Below are 18,568 nucleotides of genomic sequence, written 5' to 3' on the forward strand. Positions count from 1 at the left end.
CTACCTGTCCAATCAATTGTTTGTAAAGACACGTGTCAGCCTTTTTTCCTTTTAGCTTTGTTGGTTCTTCGGCCTTTTGCTGGCATCTCCTTTTAAATCTTCACACTTATTTCAAAAAGTTCACTTTTTGTGCGAAAGTTTCATTCTTTTTTTATGTTAAGATTAGTTCATGTAGGAAATGGAACAAAAGTTTATTGGAGATGATGATATTGGTTTGGATTGTTACTTCACTTGTTGTGTTTAGTCTTTTAAAGCTGCTTGTCACTTCACTGCCTTCTGGTGTTGTTGAACGCCTTTTTAGTCGTTATGCAGTGCATTCAAAAGTAACAAGTGATCAAACAACGATGACGTTTCAAGGACGTCCACTTGATGATCAGCAAACATCTGAAATTATTCAACATTTTAATGATGCGATCTTTATTGAACGCTATTATATTTACCCTGGTGACGAAGAACGTTTTCTTCATCCGCAGGAAGGGCCGACACCGCTTACGATGCAGACAAAGCTTGGGAAGCATGATGTGACCCTTTATCTGTACCATTACGATGACCACGTGGATGTAGTGCGGCAGTTTACACATAAGCCTAAGAAAAAATTAACGGCCTATCGTTTGCGCTCTGAGCCACTCCAAACATCCCACAACTTAGCACACGCTTAAACATACGATTATTTTGCATCAAAAAAGACGAAGTGGAAAACACTTCGTCTTTTTTGTATGGATTGACACTCTTCTCTTTGAATGATTTACCAGTATCAATTTTGCCTCCTGACGGTTACAATAATACAGAACATACGTTCTAAGAGGTGAAAACAATGAATGAACGAGCCATTCTGCTTGTGGATATGCAGTCATTTTATGCGTCAGTCGAAAAAGTAGAGGCTCCCCACTTGAAGGATGTACCGCTCATCGTCTCAGGAGACCCCGAGCGGCGGAGCGGAGTCGTACTTGCAGCGTGCCCGCTCGCTAAAAAACGGGGCGTCCAAAATGCATCAAGATTATGGGAAGCAAAGGAGAAATGCCCTGAAGCCGTCGTTGTACGGCCACGTATGCAGCGCTACCTTGATGTTTCTGTCATGATGACAGAACTGCTTGAACAATACACAGATCTTGTCGAACCCTATTCAATCGATGAACAATTTCTCGATATTACAGGGAGCCTGACACTACTCGGTTCTCCCCGGGAGATCGCTCAAAATATACAAACAACCATTATGAACCAGACTGGCATTTACGCACGTGTCGGCATCGGTCCTAATAAAGTGCTCGCTAAAATGGCCTGTGACCATTTTGCTAAAAAAAACACATCTGGCATCTATGAGCTTTGTGCAGACCGGGTTGCGGCTGATTTATGGCCGCTTCCAATTGGAAAATTATTTGGCGTCGGCAGACGGATGGAGCACCATTTAAAACGAATGGGCATCAGTACTATTGGGACGCTTGCTACTTATCCGGTAGACCGGCTAAAAAAACGCTGGGGAATTAACGGGGAGCTTCTGCAGCGAACAGCTTTAGGGCATGATCCCTCCCCGGTCACTATTCACACACATGATCAGCAAAAAGCGGTCGGGCATCATATGACCCTCCCCCATGATTATGCGGCTTTTGAGGACATCAAAGTCGCCCTTCTTGAATTAAGTGAGGAAGTGGCAAGACGTGCACGCTTTAAGCATTATGTTGGGCAAACAGTGTCTGTTGGCGTAAGAGGCGCTGATTTTTCTCACCCGACTGGATTTCATCGACAAATCAAGCTCCATTCCCCCACACAGTATGGGACAGATATTGCAGATGCAGCCATTCAGCTATGCCAGAAACACTGGGACGGCCAGCCTATTCGCAGTGTAGGTATTACGCTCTCACAGCTGCAGCCTGACAGCCAATATCAGCTGAGTTTATTTGATCATCCTTTTAAAAAAGACAGACTCAGCAAAGTATTTGATGCGATCCATATGAAGTATGGACCTGCTGCACTGCTGCACGCTTCGTCACTGACAAGTGCAGGGCAGGCGTATCACCGCGCCGAAAAAATTGGTGGACATTACAAATAACGGAGGCGAACAGCTATGAATCCCAATAAATTAACACCCGGATACAACATCATGTGGGAATCAAGCCGAATGATGCTGCCAGAGCACCGTGAACAGCTGCTTGCTCAAAAACGGAAGAAAAAAGAATACACCCCTCCCCCGCTGAGTACCGATCAGCTGGAGGAAATGAATTTTTTGATCACGCAGTCGATTACCGAGGATCAAGCCATTTGCGTGACATATGCCGAAGCAGGTATGAAAGAGCAGTTTTGGGGCTGGGTGAAAACCATTCATTATGAAACGCAGCGTATAAAAATCGTCAATGATGAAGATGTTCTCCACCTGTCCTTGCAGCAAATTGTTGCGATTGATCTTGATTGATGTTGCCAATGACATCAAAGCAATCAAAATTCTTTTTTCTAAAAAATATGACGCCTAAAAGACCCAGAGCAAAGAACATGCTCTCCAAATTTGCAAGTATTTAAGCTCCTCTACCATACGACGGATGTCTCCTCCATCAAATTGTGTATTTAATTCGCACAATTTTTCATGTATGATTGGAACATCTTAACACTCAGGGGAGAAACAGCATGAAAAATAACTTACGTACTTTACATCCACTTAGTTGGACGATCATCATCGGCACTATATTCGGCCGAATGGCGACGTCCATGAGCATCCCTTTTTTAGCCGTTTATTTAACACAAGTCAAAGGGGCCTCAGCTTCTTCAGCTGGGCTAATCATTGCCGTCAGCTCTCTTATTGGGATCGTTGCGAGCTTTTACGGCGGCTATGTTTCTGACCGAATCGGCAGAAAGAAGGTGATGCTGCTATCCATTTTCGGCTGGTCACTTGTCTTTGTTGGCTTTGCGTTTGCAGATGCCATTTGGGTCTTCTTTCTCATGAACGCTTTAAACGGACTGTGCCGGGCACTGTTTGAACCAACGTCTAAGGCGCTCTTATCTGATGTCACCCCGTCTAGTATTCGGTTGTTTGTTTTTAATTTACGGTATACAGCCGTTAATATTGGTGTGATCTTCGGCCCGCTGCTTGGCTTATATCTCGGGTCATCGAAAACGACCTTTCCATTTCTCGTTGCTGCCTTCATTTATTTGTTATACGGATTAACGCTGGCCTGGCAATTTCAGAGGCATCCAGTGGCTGCTCCAGAAAGCACGAAACAAATCAGCGTCAAAAAAGCTCTTTCCATTATCCAAAAAGATACGGTCTTTAGCATTATTCTCATCGGTGTTACCTTATGTTCATTCGGATATTCGCATTTAAGCTCAACACTTCCTCAATATTTATCAGCGTCACCGCTTATTGAGGATGGACCTAAACTGTTTGGATATCTTTTATCTTTAAATGCAGTCGTTGTGATTGTCATACAATACCCGCTCATCATGATTGCCAAGCGCTACTCCACCATTTTGTCGCTGACTACTGGGAATATTATTCTTGCCGGCAGTTTGTTTGCCATTGCTTTTTCACAGAGTCTCGGCATGCTTGCTTTCATCATTGTTGTGTTTACAATTGGGGAAGTTCTGCTGTTTGCGATGATGGATCTTTTTATAGACAATATTGCCAAGCCTGAAGTGAAGGGATCGTACTTTGGTGCGATGGGGTTTTCTCAGCTCGGCAGCGTGGTCGGACCATTTGTCGGCGGACTGTGTATTGACTATTTTGGCGCAGCCCATCCCCTCTCCATTTTTTCGGTCTTGTCGATCATTACCATCGCAGGTGTCCCGTTCTTACTCATTGGGTACTATCGCCTGAAAAAACGATCGGCGGCTGCCGTAGCTGTTAAAATAAGTGGAGGTCATTAAAAAAACCGCTCTCCTTTGAGCGGTTTTTCTTTATACCCGGCGGATGGCGATCTCTTCCACCTTGTGCTGATCGCCTTTTTTCAAAATGAGATCAGCTCGATATTTTGTCGGTAAAATATTTTGATATAAATTAGGGCGATTCACGGTATTCCAAATCGTGCTTGCCATCTGATCTGCCTCTTCATCCGTCAAATCTTTATATTGATGAAAGAAGGATTCAGGGTCTTGGAAGGCCGTTTCCCTTAGCAAACGAAACCGTTCTTTATACCATGATTGAATTTGCGTTTCAGCGGCGTCTACATAAATCGAAAAATCAAAGAAATCTGATACAAACACACGCGGTTCATCCTTTAGATCATCCAGCGCCGGTGATTGGAGCACATTGATTCCTTCAATAATGACAATATCAGCATCCTCTACTGTTTCATACACCCCTTCAAGCCGGTCATAGGTCAGATGCGAATATACCGGGGCATGTACAGTTTGTTTACCTGATTTTAATTCATTTAAAAAAGACAGCAGAGCCTTAACATCATAGCTTTCAGGGAAGCCTTTCTTTTCCATCAGTCCTCGATCTTTTAATTCTTTTTGAGGATATAAAAAGCCATCCGTTGTCACAAGACTCACCTTCAGTCCATCTCCAAGTCTTGATAAAAGCGTTTCAATGATACGAGCCGTTGTGCTTTTCCCGACAGCTACACTTCCAGCAATCCCAATTAAAAAAGGAATTTTGGCATGATGCGGATAGTTTAAAAAGGCATTCACATGCTGATTTTTTTGTTTTTCTGCAAAGACATGTAATGTCAGAAAACGAATAAGTGGTATGTAAATATCTCGAACTTCTTCAAGCGATAAATAGTCATTTAATCCTTGAAGCGCTCTCGCTTCCTCTTCTGAAACAGATACCGGCATATATTCACCAAGAGCTGCCCAGGCCTCTCTCGTATGGCGCGTATATAGCGTATTAAAATCTAATCGCGTATCACTCAAAGTCTTTCCCACCAATCTTCACTAAACTCGTAACCCAAAAAGACGATAATCCGATTGTAGCTTAAAATGAAGGCGCTGTCTTTATTTTTCAACTAAAGTTTGCTTCTTTTGCGAAAAAAAGCATTAAAAAAAGGAAAATGAGGGTAAATAAGAGTATTCAGTACGATAGATAGAAGGGAGCACACCAAATGAAATATGTGATGATTGGCGGAGATGCAGCAGGAATGAGCTGTGCGATGCAAATATATAGAGAGGATCCAGATGCACACATTGTCGCTTTTGAAAAAGGAGAAATTTTCTCATATGGGCAGTGCGGACTCCCCTACTTGATCGGCGGTCTCATTGATCATCACAGAAAGCTGATCGCACGCAGTGCTGAAACCTTTCGTGACAAATATGGAATTGACGCTAGATGCTTACACGAAGTGACCTCCATTGACCCAGAGCAAAAAACAGTGTCAGGTCATCATACGAAAACAAAAGAACCCTTTACAGAAAGCTATGACCGGCTCTTAATTGCGACAGGCGCAAGCCCTGTCACACTCGATTTAGACAGACAGCCATTAGAAGGCGTTCACATATTAAAAACCATTCCGCATGCGCTGTCCATTTTAGATCAATTAAAAAAGGATATCACACATGTCACCATCATCGGCGGTGGATATATTGGCTTAGAAATGGCAGAAAATTTAAAAGCGCTTGGAAAAGACGTTCATATCATTCAGCGGGGTTCAACACTTGGACCGGGCTTTGACCCTGATATGGCCACACACCTTAAAGAGGAAGCAGACGCCCAAGGCATCCACGTATCGCTTGGAGAAACGGTGCAGACATTAGAGGGACAGTCACATGTCACAGCTGTTCAAACTGACAAACAAACCATTCAAACAGATATGGTGATCATAGCCATCGGCGTCACTCCGCAAACATCCTTTTTAGAACGTGCAGGCATCAAGAGGCTTCAAAATGGTGCCATTGCCGTGAATGAATACATGCAAACCAATGTAAAGGACATTTATGCTGCCGGGGATTGCGCAGCGACTTATCATCGCATCAAAAAATCACTGGATTATATTCCGCTCGGCACCACTGCGAATAAACAAGGAAGAATCGCAGGCTTTCATATGACAGGGACAAACCGGGCATTTCAAGGCGTGACCGGAACAGCAGTCATGAAATTTATGGACGTGACAGCGGGACGAACAGGCTTATCAGAAAAAGAAGCAAAAGAAGCGGACATTCCTTTCTCCACCATCACCATTGACAGTACGGATCATGCAGGGTATTATCCAGATGCGCAGAAAATGAAAGTCAAACTGATCTACAGAAGTGATGATAACACCTTGCTTGGTGCCCAAATCATCGGCAAAAGCGGTGTCGATAAACGGATCGATGTGATGGCAGCGGCCCTTTACCAGGAGCTGACCATCACAGACCTTGAAGATTTAGATATTAGCTATGCACCGCCTTTTAATAGTGTATGGGACCCGCTTCAGCAAGCAGCAAGACGGATATAGAAAGACTGTCAAAATGAAGCCTTACATCAAAAAAGAAACCAGTTCATGACCGGTTTCTTTTTTATTTTTTCATCATCGCTTTGCGTGCTGCTTTTTCAAATAAAAATGGGAATAATTGATACAATTTACTGCCAGCATTCATCCAGCCAGGCAGATTAATCTCTCTTTTTTTCGTCATCATGGCTGATACGACCTTCCCAGCCACCTTGTCTGCACTCAGCATCATGAAATCCACGTTCTTCACATATTCACCGCTGCGATCAGCGATGGTAAAGAAGTCTGTGGCAATCGGTCCTGGATTCACCGTCGTGACGTGAATCCCGCAGTCTGCCAGCTCCATTCTAAGGCTGTTTGAAAATCCAAGGACGGCATGCTTTGATGCAGAATAAATGGCTGATTTGGGAGTCGCAATCTTTCCTGCCTGGGATGCGATATTGATAATATGTCCCTGCCCTCTTTGTTTCATCTCTGGGATGACCTTTTTCGTGCAGGCGATCAAGCCAAACACATTCACCTCAAACATCGACACCATTTCTTCGATGGACGCATCTTCGACGAGATCGAAAACACCGAAGCCGGCATTGTTGACCAAAATATCGACCGGCCCTACTTCTTCATACGCGCGATCAATGTCCTCAAGCTGACTGACATCAAGCTGAGCAATGTGACACACTCCTCCAGCGCTCATAATTTTTTCTTTCACACCTGTAAGCTTTTCCGTTCGTCTTGCTGAAATAATGATCTCTGCGCCTTCTACTGCTGCCAAGTACGCCATTTTTTCACCAATACCACCAGAAGCGCCTGTAATCCAAATTCTCTTTCCTGTCAATCGCCCCATTCGTTTCACTCCTTAAGTAGCTCTGTAATAGAGGATTCCATCTTTTTGCACTTCTTCAATTTGTCCAGCCGCTAAGAGCACATCCAGCTGACCGACTGTCTCTGACATCGTTAAAAATAAGGCCTCTTCATATAGCACTGGAAATAGCTTGCGGCAGAGATGAAAGGCCGTCATTTCTTTTTGTTTGAGCAGCTGATATATCGTGTTTGCCCGTTTCTCTTGTTTCTTAAATCTTTCTTCGATCAATTCATGATGAGATGTGATCAATTGGCCGTGTCCTGGATAAATTGTCTTGATGGGCAGATGCAATAATCGGTGAAGTGATGCTTTATATTGAAGCAGCGATTTTTGACGTTCCTCGCCTTCATATGGCGCTTCCATTAAAGGATTTGACGAAATGGTCGTCAAAAGCAGGTCGCCGCCAATAAAATTCCCTGTAATTTCATCTAGAAAAGAAAGATGAGACTGTGCGTGTCCAGGTGTTTCCATCACAAAGAAGTGTTCATGCCCACTTAAACGATCACCTTCTTTTATGACCTCATCTACATGTGAAGTACAAGAATATGTATAAGATTGCTTCACCATTCTTTCACACTCATCTTTTCGAAGCGGCACACCTAACTGCTGAAAAAAGAGAGTCATAAAATCCACCTGACGCTGCTTAAACAATGGATCCTGGCTAATATACGGCTCATTTAGCTGGTGTCCGATCACACGGACATGAGGTTTCATCAAATTTAATAAACCGACGTGATCTGCATGATGATGAGTCAACACCACTTGATCAATATCATCTATCGATAAACGATGTTCCTTTAATTTTGTGACAAAGACATGCTCTGCCTCTTCTGTCATCGGCCCGCAATCCACTAAGGTCACGGCCTCTCCTTTTAATACATATGCATGCACATCCCCAACGGCAAATGGCGTTGGGATGGATAATTGAATGATGTCTTCTTTCACTTTTATACGTCATCTCCTGCTTTTTGACTCTTGATCGTCGGAACTCAGTCTTCTTACTTCATTGTATCCTGCAAAAGGCAGACTGTCATGCGGTTTAGATGAGCAATTTTTTTAACTGCCCCTATTGACATAAACTTGTCCATCGTTGCATAATGAACAACAAATATAAGATGCGCGATGACAAGGATTAGTAAGCAAATAATGATGCAAGAGAGTGAGGTCCGCCGGCTGTAAGACTTCACCATCCTCTTATTTGCTGAACCTGCCCTTTGAGCTGTTAGGCAAACCTAAACGTTTCCCGCGTTAAGGGACTAGAGCTGAGTATGCATGATTGCATGCTAATTGAGGGTGGTACCGCGAAAAACCTTTCGTCCTTTTCAGGCGAGAGGTTTTTTTATTTTCTACAAGGAGGAGCAGCTTATGAGTAAAATTGGATTTATCGGTGCAGGCTCGATGGCAGAGTCTATGATCAAAGGGTTATTAAAAAGCGGCATGATGTCGAATGAAGATATCATTGTCACAAACAAAACAAATGAAAAACGATTAGAAGAATTAAACATGCGTTATGGGGTCAAAACGGATTTTGCTCGTTCCTTTATTTATGAAGAAGCTGATATTCTCGTCTTTGCTTTAAAACCGAAGGATGCGGAAAGCGGGATTTCTGATGTACGGCCACATTTACATGGACAGCTGATCATTTCTATTTTAGCGGGTATCTCCATTGAAACGATTCAACACTATGCTGGCGAGAAGACTGCAGTGGTTCGTGCGATGCCAAATACATCAGCGGCAATTCAGCAATCTGCAACAGGTGTTGCCGTAAGTCATGAAGTCACAGAAGAGCAAAAGAATAAGGCCGTCGAGCTATTTGAAACAATTGGTCATGTGACTGTATTAGATGAATCGCAGCTAAATGCTGTGACAGCCATCGCAGGCAGCGGCCCTGCCTTCATTTATCATTTGATTGAAGGAATGGAGCGAGGCGCTTCGGAACTTGGAATGGACCAAGCAACAGCAAAATTACTCATTTGCCAAATGATCGCAGGCGCCGCCAATATGCTTCAAGACAGCGGAAAAGAACCTGCTGAACTGCGCAAAGAAATCACAAGTGAAGGCGGGACAACAGAAGCCGGCCTGAACACACTGGCTGCCTATCATTTTGAAGAAGCCGTTGTCGATTGTGTCAAAACAGCCACTAAACGCGCAGCAGAATTAAACGAAATGTTTTCAGCAAGTACGTATAAATGATAGAGAAAAGCACCTGTTTTGATGACAGGTGCTTTTTTATTTTAATCAAGTGAATATTGTTTTATTAAAACAAGGGTTTCTTCACAAAAAATTAACAAATATTAACAAGGGATTTATTACCTTTTGTAGAATTACTTATATGTACCACAAAAAATCAGGAAGAGGAGTGTTTTGAATGAAGTTAGTTAAAGTTCTTACTGGATCCGCATTGTCACTTGCTTTACTTTTTTCCGCAGCACCGGCATTTGCTACAAGTGCACATTCTAAAGTAGAGGATGTCCACGTTACAAGTGATTTTAAAGCTCAACTTTACACATGGGATATCACCAACACTACTGGTATTTTTGCCAACTCGTTCGAACAAGATGGAATAAAATGGTATTTAAAAGGCATCACTAAAAATTCTGATGGAACTTGGACAGCTCATTATGAGGGTAGACGAGTATAATCCTAACTGGGAGCCTAGGGCTCCCTTTATCTATTTTAAAGTAACGAAACATTGTATACCCTTCATCATCTTAACCTTCATTTTCTCTTTACATCTCTCACTCAAAAGCACATTAATTTTATCTGACTTACTTCTTCTCTAACAAAGCATGAATCGTTGATTCTAGTAATGATGGCAAAATGCCAAAAGAGAACGGAACGTGCAGCCGCTCTGTCCATTTGTGCGGGTCTTTTCCTAATGGACCTACGTTGATAACTGGAACGAAAAGTGTTTCCTTTTCTCCTTGCGGTAAAGAATAGCCTTTTTGATCAAGCGGCATATTGGTCGTGTAATGACCTATATCCTGCTTTTCGAGCTGTAAGTAGCTTAAATCAGACAATCCCGGGAAATATTTCACTTCTTCTACTTCAAGTCCATACACCTCTTTTGCCTCTATTTGAATCTTCTTTAGTGCCGTCTGGATATGCGGATCTTCTGTTGAGGACACAGAAGGATAAAATGGCGGACTATAAAATAGAACAATGAGCGGCCCTTCTTCCTTACAAAGCGTCGTCAGCTCTGAGACAATTTTCGTTGAAAAATCACGATCTCCAAGCTCACCCCTGTTGGCAAAGGCATAGTTGACAATGCGCTCAACCTCCTGTTCGCCAGAGCGTTCTGCGGCTTTTTGATACAGCTCACGATACGTGAGAACTGTGACCCGCGTGTCAATCGGTGTAAAGTGTTTAAAGCGCTGGAATTCAGCTGTTTTTTGTTTAAGACTGACCTCAATTTGGTCTGCTGCTTGTTTGGCAGTATCATAGAGAAGGCCGTGCAGTTCTTCACTTGAACGTTTCATCATGAGTACGTTAAATAGAGAAACTGCTGTATGAGGTGTTTGAACGGAATAGGCTTCTTTTAAGTCCTTTTGCATTAAATTGGTTGGAGGCGGCGTTACTTCACCATCTACTTCCTCACAATAATCACTATTTAGCTCTAACAGCCGGTTTAATTCAGAGACCATAAAATTCGCATTTAGACCAGAGAATGGCTCTCCTACATGCGTTTCAATTCCTTTACAGAAAAATCCGGCAAGCACCTTCCCTATACTGCCTGTATACAAATATTGATGTTCATCACCTGGATATTTTTCAAACATCGGCTCACTGTTTAAGCATGCTGTATAGTCAAGATCATACTTTTCTTTCAGCTCCTTTAATTTCGGAACAGCCTCAAGCATTCCTTGTGAATTCACTTCTTCATCAGGAACTGTGACGAGCAGGACATTTCCATCAAATGTTTCTGTCATCGCTCTTTCCAGCATAGAAAGCTGCACGGTGAGACCTGCTTTCATATCCATGGCACCTCTTCCAAACAACCAATCGCCTGAAGCAAGGTCCTCTCTTGCCCTCTTTGGAAGAAGCGCACTTTTTTGCGTAAATGATGCCATTAACTCTTCAGGCTTGCAGGCCATGTTTTGAAATTCGCCGTAATCTTCTGTATCGACGACATCAAAGTGACTCAGAAGTAAAACAGTACGAGACAGCGTGCTGCGCCTCACAAGTGCCGTTAAATAATACCTGCCATCTTTCATTGGATGCAAGGCCAAATGGTCAGGGTTCTGCTCAAAATAAGGCCGCTCCCTCAGCAAGTAATATAAATATTCCGCTAACGCAACTTCTCCTGTTGTACCAGATATACTTTCATACTGCATAAGAGCTGTAAGCAGCTCCTTTAGTTCACTCTCTGTTTGCCATTTCATCCGTTCTCCCCCTTTGATGTCTCTATCTCTCCATTATACAAAAACGTATATAAAAGCTATATTCATTGAGCACCTTTTATGACGAAAGTTTGAATGGCTGTTATAATCGGCTATACAATTCCATGAGGAGGCGAAGGTATTTGGAAACAAAACTCTTTTCACCTTGGACATTAAAAGGTGTAACACTGAAAAACCGCATCGTGATGTCTCCGATGTGTATGTATTCATCCTATGATCGTGATGGGAAATTACAGCCTTTCCACTTTACACACTATATTTCACGCGCACAAGGTCAAGCTGGCCTCATCATGGTTGAGGCAAGTGCTGTTTCTCCCGAGGGAAGAATTAGTGATCAAGACCTTGGCATTTGGAGTGATGAGCACATTGAGGGATTTGCTTCATTAAACGAACAAGTGAAAGCATATGGAACCAAAACAGCCATCCAGCTCGCCCATGCAGGACGTAAGGCTGAACTTGATGGAGACATCCTTGCACCATCAAGCATTCCATTTGATGAAAAATCTAAAACCCCTATTGAGATGTCTGATGTTCAAATCAAAGATATCGTTCAAGCATTTCAAGATGCAGCTGTACGGGCAAAAAAAGCCGGCTTTGACATCATTGAAATTCATGCTGCACATGGCTATTTGATCAATGAATTTCTTTCACCGCTTGCGAACCACCGAACAGACGACTATGGCGGTTCACCAGAGAATCGTTATCGTTTCCTAAGAGAAGTAATAGATGCAGTCAATGACGTATGGGACGGACCTTTATTTGTCCGTGTGTCCGCTTCTGATTACACGACAAAAGGCCTTGATATTGCCGATTATATTGGCATTGCCACTTGGCTCAAAGAACAAGGTGTCGACTTAATTGATGTCAGCTCAGGCGCTGTTGTACAGGCGAAAATCAACACATTCCCCGGCTACCAAGTCACATTCGCAGAGAAAATAAAAGAAGGTGCCGGCATTCAAACAGGAGCTGTCGGTCTCATCACATCCGGTGTACAGGCAGAGGAAATTTTACAAAATCAGCGTGCTGATTTGATCTTTATCGGCAGAGAATTTTTACGGGATCCGTACTTCCCCAAAACAGCTGCTCAAGAGCTTCGTACATCGATTGAAGGCCCTCGTCAATATGGTACCGCTTGGTAAAAACTCATAGGAAAAAGGTGTCTATTTTTCGAAATAGGCATCTTTTTTGTTTTTAAGAGAAACATCTCTGCCTTTTGTGCCGTCTTTTAGCTAAAGAACCACTTAGAGGAGATGGAAGAATGAACTTGGCAATGATTGAAAGAATTTATCATATAGATGGACATCACTTTTATACAAAGCATCGTCAAGGCAATAGGCAAGCCACGATTATTTTTGAAGCAGGCTACGGCATTTCCGGTGATACGTGGTCGAACATAGCCCGTGATATTGACCCGGAGCTTGGGGTTTTCTTATATGACCGTTTAGGAAATGGGAAGAGCAGTCACAGCGGTGAAGAAAGAACCTTGCATGACCTCGCCGATGATTTAGATGCGCTGCTGAAAGAAGCCAATATTCAGCCGCCATTTCTCATTGTGGCTCACTCATTTGGCTCTCTTGTCAGCCGGTTATGGGCAAGCCGCAGAAAAGATGATGTGATCGGCATGGTGCTGCTAGACCCGGCAAGTGAGGAGCAAGAGCAGGTGATCCTGCCGCTTTTATCAAAGGAAGAACGCTCTTCATATATGGCGCAGTTTACAGCAGAATGTACACATGAGGGCTTTCAGCAAATGCTAAGCACAATGAAAGAGGAGCAAACACATTATGGGATGATGCCGCTCCTTGTCATTTCATCAGGCAAGAGCCGATTGTTTCATCCAGCGCACGAAGCTTGGCTTAGACTTCATAAACGCATGCTGTCTTTGTCATCCCAAAGTGGGTGGATCCAGGCGCAGAACAGCTCGCACTATATTCATCACGATGAACCGCATATTGTACAACTTGCTATCTATGATGTATGGTGCGCTGCCAAACAACCTGTCTCCTACTATCAAACAGCCAATTAAAAACAAAAAACTCCTTGACCGGTTATGGGTCAAGGAGTTTCTTTTATTTATACCGTTGGAGCAGATTGATTTTTCTTAGAAAGCAGCTTTTCAATGCTGACTAACTGAACACATAATGTAAAGATATCAATCGCTTGCTCTAGTTCTTCAAGTGTTGGGAACGTTGGCGCAATGCGGATGTTACGATCAAGCGGGTCTTTTCCATATGGATATGTCGCGCCCGCACCTGTCATCGTGACACCTGCTTCTTTTGCTTTTTGCACAACAGCTTTTGCACAATGATCCAGTGTATTTAAACTAATGAAATATCCTCCATTTGGCTTGTGCCATTCAGCAATGTCTTTCCCGCCAAGTTTTTCGTCAAGAATGGAAAGAACGAGGTCAAATTTCGGCTTAATGATCGCTGCATGCTTTTTCATATGTTCTTTCAAACCTTCTAGATTTTGGAAAAAGCGGAGGTGTCTTAATTGATTGATTTTGTCTGGTCCGATCGTTTGAACCGCTAATTGCTTCTGAGTAAAACTCACATTATCTTGACTAGACGCCATCAATGCAACACCTGAGCCTGGGAATGTAATTTTAGAAGTAGACGCAAACATAAACACACGGTTTGGATGTCCTGCCTCTTCTACTGCTTGGAAAATATCTTTTAACGTATCAGGTGTATCAGTTAGATGATGGACTGCATATGCATCATCCCAAAAAATACGGAAGTCTTCTGCTTTTGTTTTCATTGAAGCTAGACGGTCAACGACCTCATCAGAATACGTAATGCCGTCTGGATTGCTATATTTCGGTACACACCAAATGCCTTTAATGGCTTCATCTTCTGCGACTAATTTTTCTACCTGATCCATATCAGGTCCATCAGCCTTCATATCGACCGTGATCATTTCTATGTTAAATAGCTCACAAATGGCAAAATGACGGTCATACCCTGGACTTGGTGCAAGGAATTTTACCTTTGGCAGCTCTCCCCAAGGTGTTTTGCTGTCAAATACGCCGTGAGTCATGGCACGTGCAATGGTATCATGCATCATATTCAGACTTGAATTACCACCGATGATGATTTGTTCTGGCTTTAAATTAAGTACATCTGCAAAAAATTTCTTCGTTTCAGGAAGGCCTGTCAAGCCGCCATAGTTTCGCACATCTGTGCCATCCTCAGCTACCATTGCATCCTTTGATGTCACAACATCGAGCATGCCCATAGACAAATCGAGCTGTTTTGGTGAAGGCTTCCCTCTAGACATGTCTAAGTGCAAGTTTTTACTTTTGTAAGTTTCATACTCATTTTGTAGTGCCACATATAGGTCATTCAATTCTGCTTCACTTAATGCTGTAAAACCGCTCATCTTTGATTGTGCCTCCCGTATTCTTCATAGTTTGATTCATCATTTGTTTTTTCTTCACCATTTTACCACTACCTGAAAAAGAGCGTCATCATAAATATCAAAAAAGTCACACAACTTTTTTTGACGATTCATCCAATTTTTACAGGGTGCGTTCAATGGGGAAAGAAGAGAAATCATGTGCAGCTTCTGTCAGCGGGAATATATCGCGGGCTTCTTTCAACAGTTGTTTCAGTGCCTCTTCTCCTTGGTAACGTGCACTAATATGGGTCAGAATGAGTCTTTTTGCGCCTGCTTCCTGCGCTGTTTTCGCTGCTTGTTCTGTTGTACTGTGATAATAATTGTAGGCTAAATCTGCATCTTCTTTACCGAATGTTGCTTCATGGACTAACACATCCGCATTTTTGGCAAGCCTTGTTATATTCTCGCACAAACGGGTATCTCCTGAAAATGCAACAATTCTCCCTTTTTTAGGGGGTTCCAAATAATCGGTTCCATCGATGATTCTTCCATCTTCAAGTGTCACGGTTTCCCCATTTTTCAACTTCTGATACAAAGGTCCGGGTTTTACACCGATTTCTTTTAGGTCTTCGGCTTTTAATGCACCAGGCACATCTTTTTCCACAATCCGATAACCGTAAGCTGGAATGCCGTGAGATACTCTTCTTGCTTCTACTTGAAAAGTATCATCTTCAAACACGACCCCTTCATCTATTTCTATCATATGCAGTGGATATGTCAAATGCGTTTGTGTAGCTGTAAGGGCTGCGTCCACAAAGGCTTTAATACCCTTTGGTCCATAGATGGTCAATTCATCCTCCCCGCCTTGAAAAGATCTGCTGCCAAGCAGTCCCGGAAGGCCGTATACATGATCACCGTGCATATGTGTGATAAATATTTTCTCGATCTTTCTCGGTTTAATAGTTGTATGTAAGATTTGATGCTGCGTCGCTTCTCCGCAATCAAAGAGCCACACTGCTTTTCTCTCTTCTAAGAGCTTTAGCGCTGTGCAAGTGACGTTTCTTGTTTTTGCAGGAATGCCTGCACCTGTTCCTAAAAAGAGCAGTTCCATTACTTTTCCTCCTAAAGCCGGTATACAATATCTTCATTCATATAGAATACATGAAGACAAGAGAAATGTGAATTCAGCGGAATTTTTGAAAAAAGTCAAACGAGAGTAGAAAAAGTCGAATCAAATGTTTGCTTTACGAACAATGAACCTTTAAAATAAAGAAAATGTACATACATTCTCGGTTTTTACAACAACGCTACGAATAAAGTGAGGTACTTCTCGTGAATACAGAAACTAACAACCCAAAAGCAGTTATTGTCATTTTTGGCGCAACAGGAGACCTTGCAAAACGCAAGCTCTACCCTTCTATACATAGACTTTATCATAGCGGAAAGCTCGGTGATCAATTCGCCGTTGTCGGAGTTGGGCGCCGTCCGTGGTCTCATGAGGACCTCAGAGCTGTGGTAAAGGAATCTGTTTCTTCTGATGATGCAGAAGCGAAAATAGAGGAATTCATTTCACATTTCTATTATCACGATTTTGACGTATCAAGTCCCGCTTCCTATCAATCGCTTAACACACTTCTAACAGGCCTTGAAGATACGTACAGTATCCCGAATAACCGGATGTTCTATTTAGCTATGGCACCGGAATTCTTCGGAACGATTGCGAAGTTCCTAAAGAGCGAAGGCGTATCAGAAACAACTGGCTGGTCACGACTAGTGATTGAAAAACCATTTGGGCATGATCTGCCAAGTGCAAAAACGTTAAATGAAGAAATTCGTGATGCATTCACAGAAGATCAAATTTATCGTATTGATCACTATCTCGGTAAACAAATGGTCCAAAACATTGAGGTCATCCGTTTTGCGAATGCCATTTTTGAACCACTTTGGACAAACCGCTATATCTCAAACATTCAAATTACCTCCAGTGAATCATTAGGGGTTGAAGACCGGGCTCGATATTACGAAAACTCTGGTGCATTAAGAGATATGGTTCAAAACCATATGCTTCAAATGGTCGCCCTTTTAGCAATGGAGCCGCCAATTAAACTCAATACAGAGGAAATCCGCAGCGAAAAACGGAAAGCATTACGCGCTCTTCGTCCTATCTCTAAAGATGAGGTGGATCAATTCTTCGTCCGCGGACAATATGATGCTGGTACGATGAATGGCAGCGTGGTTCCTTCTTATCTTGAAGAGCAGAATGTTGACCCGAACTCAAATACAGAAACATTTGTGGCAGGAAAACTGCTGATTGATAACTTCAGATGGGCCGGAGTACCCTTTTACATTCGTACAGGAAAACGATTAGAAAAGAAATCTACTCAAATCGTGGTTCAATTTAAAGACATTCCAATGAACCTGTACTATGGAAATGGAAATTCCATGCATCCAAACCTACTTGTCATTCACATTCAGCCAGATGAAGGCATCACCCTTCACCTGAACGCTCGCAAGCTTGATGGCGGCACGTATGCGAAACCGATTAAACTCGACTACCAAACGAACTATAACGACATCATGAATACACCAGAAGCATATGAAAAACTGATTCATGACTGCTTGCTAGGCGATGCGACAAACTTTGCTCACTGGGATGAAGTGGCACTTTCTTGGAACTTTGTAGATCCGATTTCTGAGAAATGGGCAGAAAACAACACATTAAAACCAAACTACCCTGCTGGTTCAATGGGACCGAAAGAAGCGGATCAGCTTCTAGAAAAAGACGGGTACCATTGGTGGAATATATAAAATCATATAAAAAAAGAGCAGTCTCCCTCGGGGGTTCTGCTCTTTTTTTAACGTCCTGTTTTCGTAATTTCAACCGTTGAAAAGTCAAACTTATCATAGCGATGATGACTAAAGGAGTATTCAAATGGCCGACCTGTGTTTAAATAAGCGACCTGCTCGACTTCAAGCACTGGATCCGTTGGGTCACAGCCTAAATACTGCTGATCCAGCTGATCTGATTTAGCTGCTCTAATTTTCTTATGCGCTCCTGCTACTTTTAAATGAAGTTGATTTGAAATGTAGCCATAGATAGAACCTAGTAGAACCTCTTCATCTATACCCTTAATGAGATTGACGGGCATAAACGTTTTTTCTAATACATAAGGCTCTTCATCTACAAGACGGAGCCGGATGATGTCATAGACGGGTGTGGTTGCGTCAATAGAGAGGTGGGCTGCCACCTCTTCGCTTGGAAAATGGACATCAAAGTGAATGATTTGGGTCGTGACGTTTTTATCTGCCATGACTTTTGTGAACCCTTTATTTTCATGGCCTGATACATTGATTGCCCCTTGATTGAGCGCTGCCTTCACAATAAATGTACCGTGACCTCTTTTTCTAAAGAGAAGACCTTCTGCAACGAGAAGATCGAGTGCACGCTTCATCGTCATTCTGCTGCATTGAAATTCAGCGGCAAGCGAGTTTTCATCTGGAATGGGTTGATCTTCTGGATAATATGCTGTTCCTATTCGTTTTCTGATTTCTTCTGAAATGAGTTCGTACTTCTTCATCTCACACCACCAACTGACTTGTTTTTTCTTAGCGCCTTC

General features: G+C 42.7%; 17 protein-coding genes and 1 other annotated feature. Of the genes, 10 read left to right on the plus strand and 7 right to left on the minus strand.

Going from position 1 to position 18,568, the window contains the following annotated elements:
- Nucleotides 1-209 precede the first annotated feature (209 nt).
- The 4 genes from AKG37_RS01425 to AKG37_RS01440 all read left to right on the plus strand — a co-directional run bounded on the left by AKG37_RS01425 (nucleotide 210) and on the right by AKG37_RS01440 (nucleotide 3,852).
- The gene (locus AKG37_RS01425; protein ID WP_060697250.1) at nucleotides 210-659 is read left to right on the plus strand and encodes a YfmQ family protein; all 450 of its coding nucleotides are present in this window, start codon (nucleotides 210-212) and stop codon (nucleotides 657-659) included.
- A gap of 155 nt (nucleotides 660-814) precedes the next feature.
- The gene (locus tag AKG37_RS01430) at nucleotides 815-2,047 is read left to right on the plus strand and encodes a DNA polymerase IV (protein WP_060697251.1); all 1,233 of its coding nucleotides are present in this window, start codon (nucleotides 815-817) and stop codon (nucleotides 2,045-2,047) included.
- Between the two features lie 15 nt (nucleotides 2,048-2,062).
- Nucleotides 2,063-2,407, plus strand: coding sequence for a YolD-like family protein (locus AKG37_RS01435; protein WP_060697252.1), 345 nt, complete (start codon nucleotides 2,063-2,065; stop codon nucleotides 2,405-2,407).
- 209 nt (nucleotides 2,408-2,616) lie between these two features.
- Nucleotides 2,617-3,852: an MDR family MFS transporter gene (locus AKG37_RS01440; RefSeq protein WP_060697253.1), complete on the plus strand. Its 1,236-nt coding sequence runs from the start codon at nucleotides 2,617-2,619 to the stop codon at nucleotides 3,850-3,852.
- 30 nt (nucleotides 3,853-3,882) lie between these two features.
- Here AKG37_RS01440 and coaA read toward each other — a convergent pair whose 3' ends face one another.
- Nucleotides 3,883-4,842 (minus strand): type I pantothenate kinase, encoded by a 960-nt coding sequence (gene coaA / locus AKG37_RS01445; RefSeq protein WP_024428044.1) that lies wholly within the window; start codon nucleotides 4,840-4,842, stop codon nucleotides 3,883-3,885.
- A 188-nt stretch (nucleotides 4,843-5,030) separates the two neighbouring features.
- Here coaA and AKG37_RS01450 point away from each other — a divergent pair, with 188 nt between their 5' ends.
- Nucleotides 5,031-6,359, plus strand: coding sequence for a CoA-disulfide reductase (locus AKG37_RS01450; protein ID WP_060697254.1), 1,329 nt, complete (start codon nucleotides 5,031-5,033; stop codon nucleotides 6,357-6,359).
- Between the two features lie 61 nt (nucleotides 6,360-6,420).
- Here AKG37_RS01450 and AKG37_RS01455 read toward each other — a convergent pair whose 3' ends face one another.
- Both AKG37_RS01455 and AKG37_RS01460 read right to left on the minus strand, forming a co-directional pair.
- The gene (locus AKG37_RS01455) at nucleotides 6,421-7,197 is read right to left on the minus strand and encodes an SDR family NAD(P)-dependent oxidoreductase (RefSeq protein WP_060697255.1); all 777 of its coding nucleotides are present in this window, start codon (nucleotides 7,195-7,197) and stop codon (nucleotides 6,421-6,423) included.
- Nucleotides 7,198-7,209: 12 nt separating this feature from the next.
- Entirely contained in the window at nucleotides 7,210-8,160 is a 951-nt protein-coding gene (locus AKG37_RS01460; RefSeq protein WP_060697256.1) for an MBL fold metallo-hydrolase, read from the minus strand.
- A gap of 168 nt (nucleotides 8,161-8,328) precedes the next feature.
- Nucleotides 8,329-8,539, plus strand: a binding site (T-box leader).
- Between the two features lie 41 nt (nucleotides 8,540-8,580).
- Here AKG37_RS01460 and proC point away from each other — a divergent pair.
- Both proC and AKG37_RS01470 read left to right on the plus strand, forming a co-directional pair.
- Nucleotides 8,581-9,408, plus strand: a complete 828-nt coding sequence (proC, locus tag AKG37_RS01465) for a pyrroline-5-carboxylate reductase (RefSeq protein ID WP_060697257.1) — start codon at nucleotides 8,581-8,583, stop codon at nucleotides 9,406-9,408.
- A 175-nt stretch (nucleotides 9,409-9,583) separates the two neighbouring features.
- The gene (locus tag AKG37_RS01470; protein ID WP_060697258.1) at nucleotides 9,584-9,856 is read left to right on the plus strand and encodes an antimicrobial peptide LCI; all 273 of its coding nucleotides are present in this window, start codon (nucleotides 9,584-9,586) and stop codon (nucleotides 9,854-9,856) included.
- Nucleotides 9,857-9,983: 127 nt separating this feature from the next.
- On the opposite strand, the gene AKG37_RS01475 is transcribed toward AKG37_RS01470, so the two are convergent.
- Nucleotides 9,984-11,597 carry a M20/M25/M40 family metallo-hydrolase gene (locus AKG37_RS01475; RefSeq protein ID WP_060697259.1) on the minus strand — a complete coding sequence of 538 codons (1,614 nt, stop codon included), beginning with the start codon at nucleotides 11,595-11,597 and terminating at the stop codon, nucleotides 9,984-9,986.
- Between the two features lie 140 nt (nucleotides 11,598-11,737).
- Between AKG37_RS01475 and namA the strand changes: the two genes are divergently transcribed.
- Both namA and AKG37_RS01485 read left to right on the plus strand, forming a co-directional pair.
- Complete coding sequence (gene namA, locus AKG37_RS01480; RefSeq protein WP_078060954.1) at nucleotides 11,738-12,754, plus strand: NADPH dehydrogenase NamA; 1,017 nt, start codon at nucleotides 11,738-11,740, stop codon at nucleotides 12,752-12,754.
- 119 nt (nucleotides 12,755-12,873) lie between these two features.
- Nucleotides 12,874-13,638, plus strand: coding sequence for an alpha/beta fold hydrolase (locus AKG37_RS01485; RefSeq protein WP_060697261.1), 765 nt, complete (start codon nucleotides 12,874-12,876; stop codon nucleotides 13,636-13,638).
- A 47-nt stretch (nucleotides 13,639-13,685) separates the two neighbouring features.
- Here the strand turns inward: AKG37_RS01485 and AKG37_RS01490 are convergent, their stop codons facing one another.
- Together AKG37_RS01490 and rnz are read right to left on the minus strand one after the other, a co-directional pair.
- The gene (locus tag AKG37_RS01490) at nucleotides 13,686-14,993 is read right to left on the minus strand and encodes an aspartate aminotransferase type Ic (protein ID WP_060697262.1); all 1,308 of its coding nucleotides are present in this window, start codon (nucleotides 14,991-14,993) and stop codon (nucleotides 13,686-13,688) included.
- A gap of 139 nt (nucleotides 14,994-15,132) precedes the next feature.
- Nucleotides 15,133-16,062 (minus strand): ribonuclease Z, encoded by a 930-nt coding sequence (gene rnz / locus AKG37_RS01495; protein ID WP_060697263.1) that lies wholly within the window; start codon nucleotides 16,060-16,062, stop codon nucleotides 15,133-15,135.
- 221 nt (nucleotides 16,063-16,283) lie between these two features.
- Here rnz and zwf point away from each other — a divergent pair, with 221 nt between their 5' ends.
- Nucleotides 16,284-17,759, plus strand: a complete 1,476-nt coding sequence (gene zwf / locus AKG37_RS01500) for a glucose-6-phosphate dehydrogenase (protein ID WP_060697264.1) — start codon at nucleotides 16,284-16,286, stop codon at nucleotides 17,757-17,759.
- Between the two features lie 47 nt (nucleotides 17,760-17,806).
- Here the strand turns inward: zwf and AKG37_RS01505 are convergent, their stop codons facing one another.
- Nucleotides 17,807-18,529, minus strand: a complete 723-nt coding sequence (locus AKG37_RS01505; RefSeq protein WP_060697265.1) for a GntR family transcriptional regulator — start codon at nucleotides 18,527-18,529, stop codon at nucleotides 17,807-17,809.
- Between the last annotated feature and the right edge of the window lie 39 nt (nucleotides 18,530-18,568).

It is taken from the genome of Bacillus australimaris, from assembly GCF_001307105.1.
Lineage (GTDB): Bacteria > Bacillota > Bacilli > Bacillales > Bacillaceae > Bacillus > Bacillus australimaris.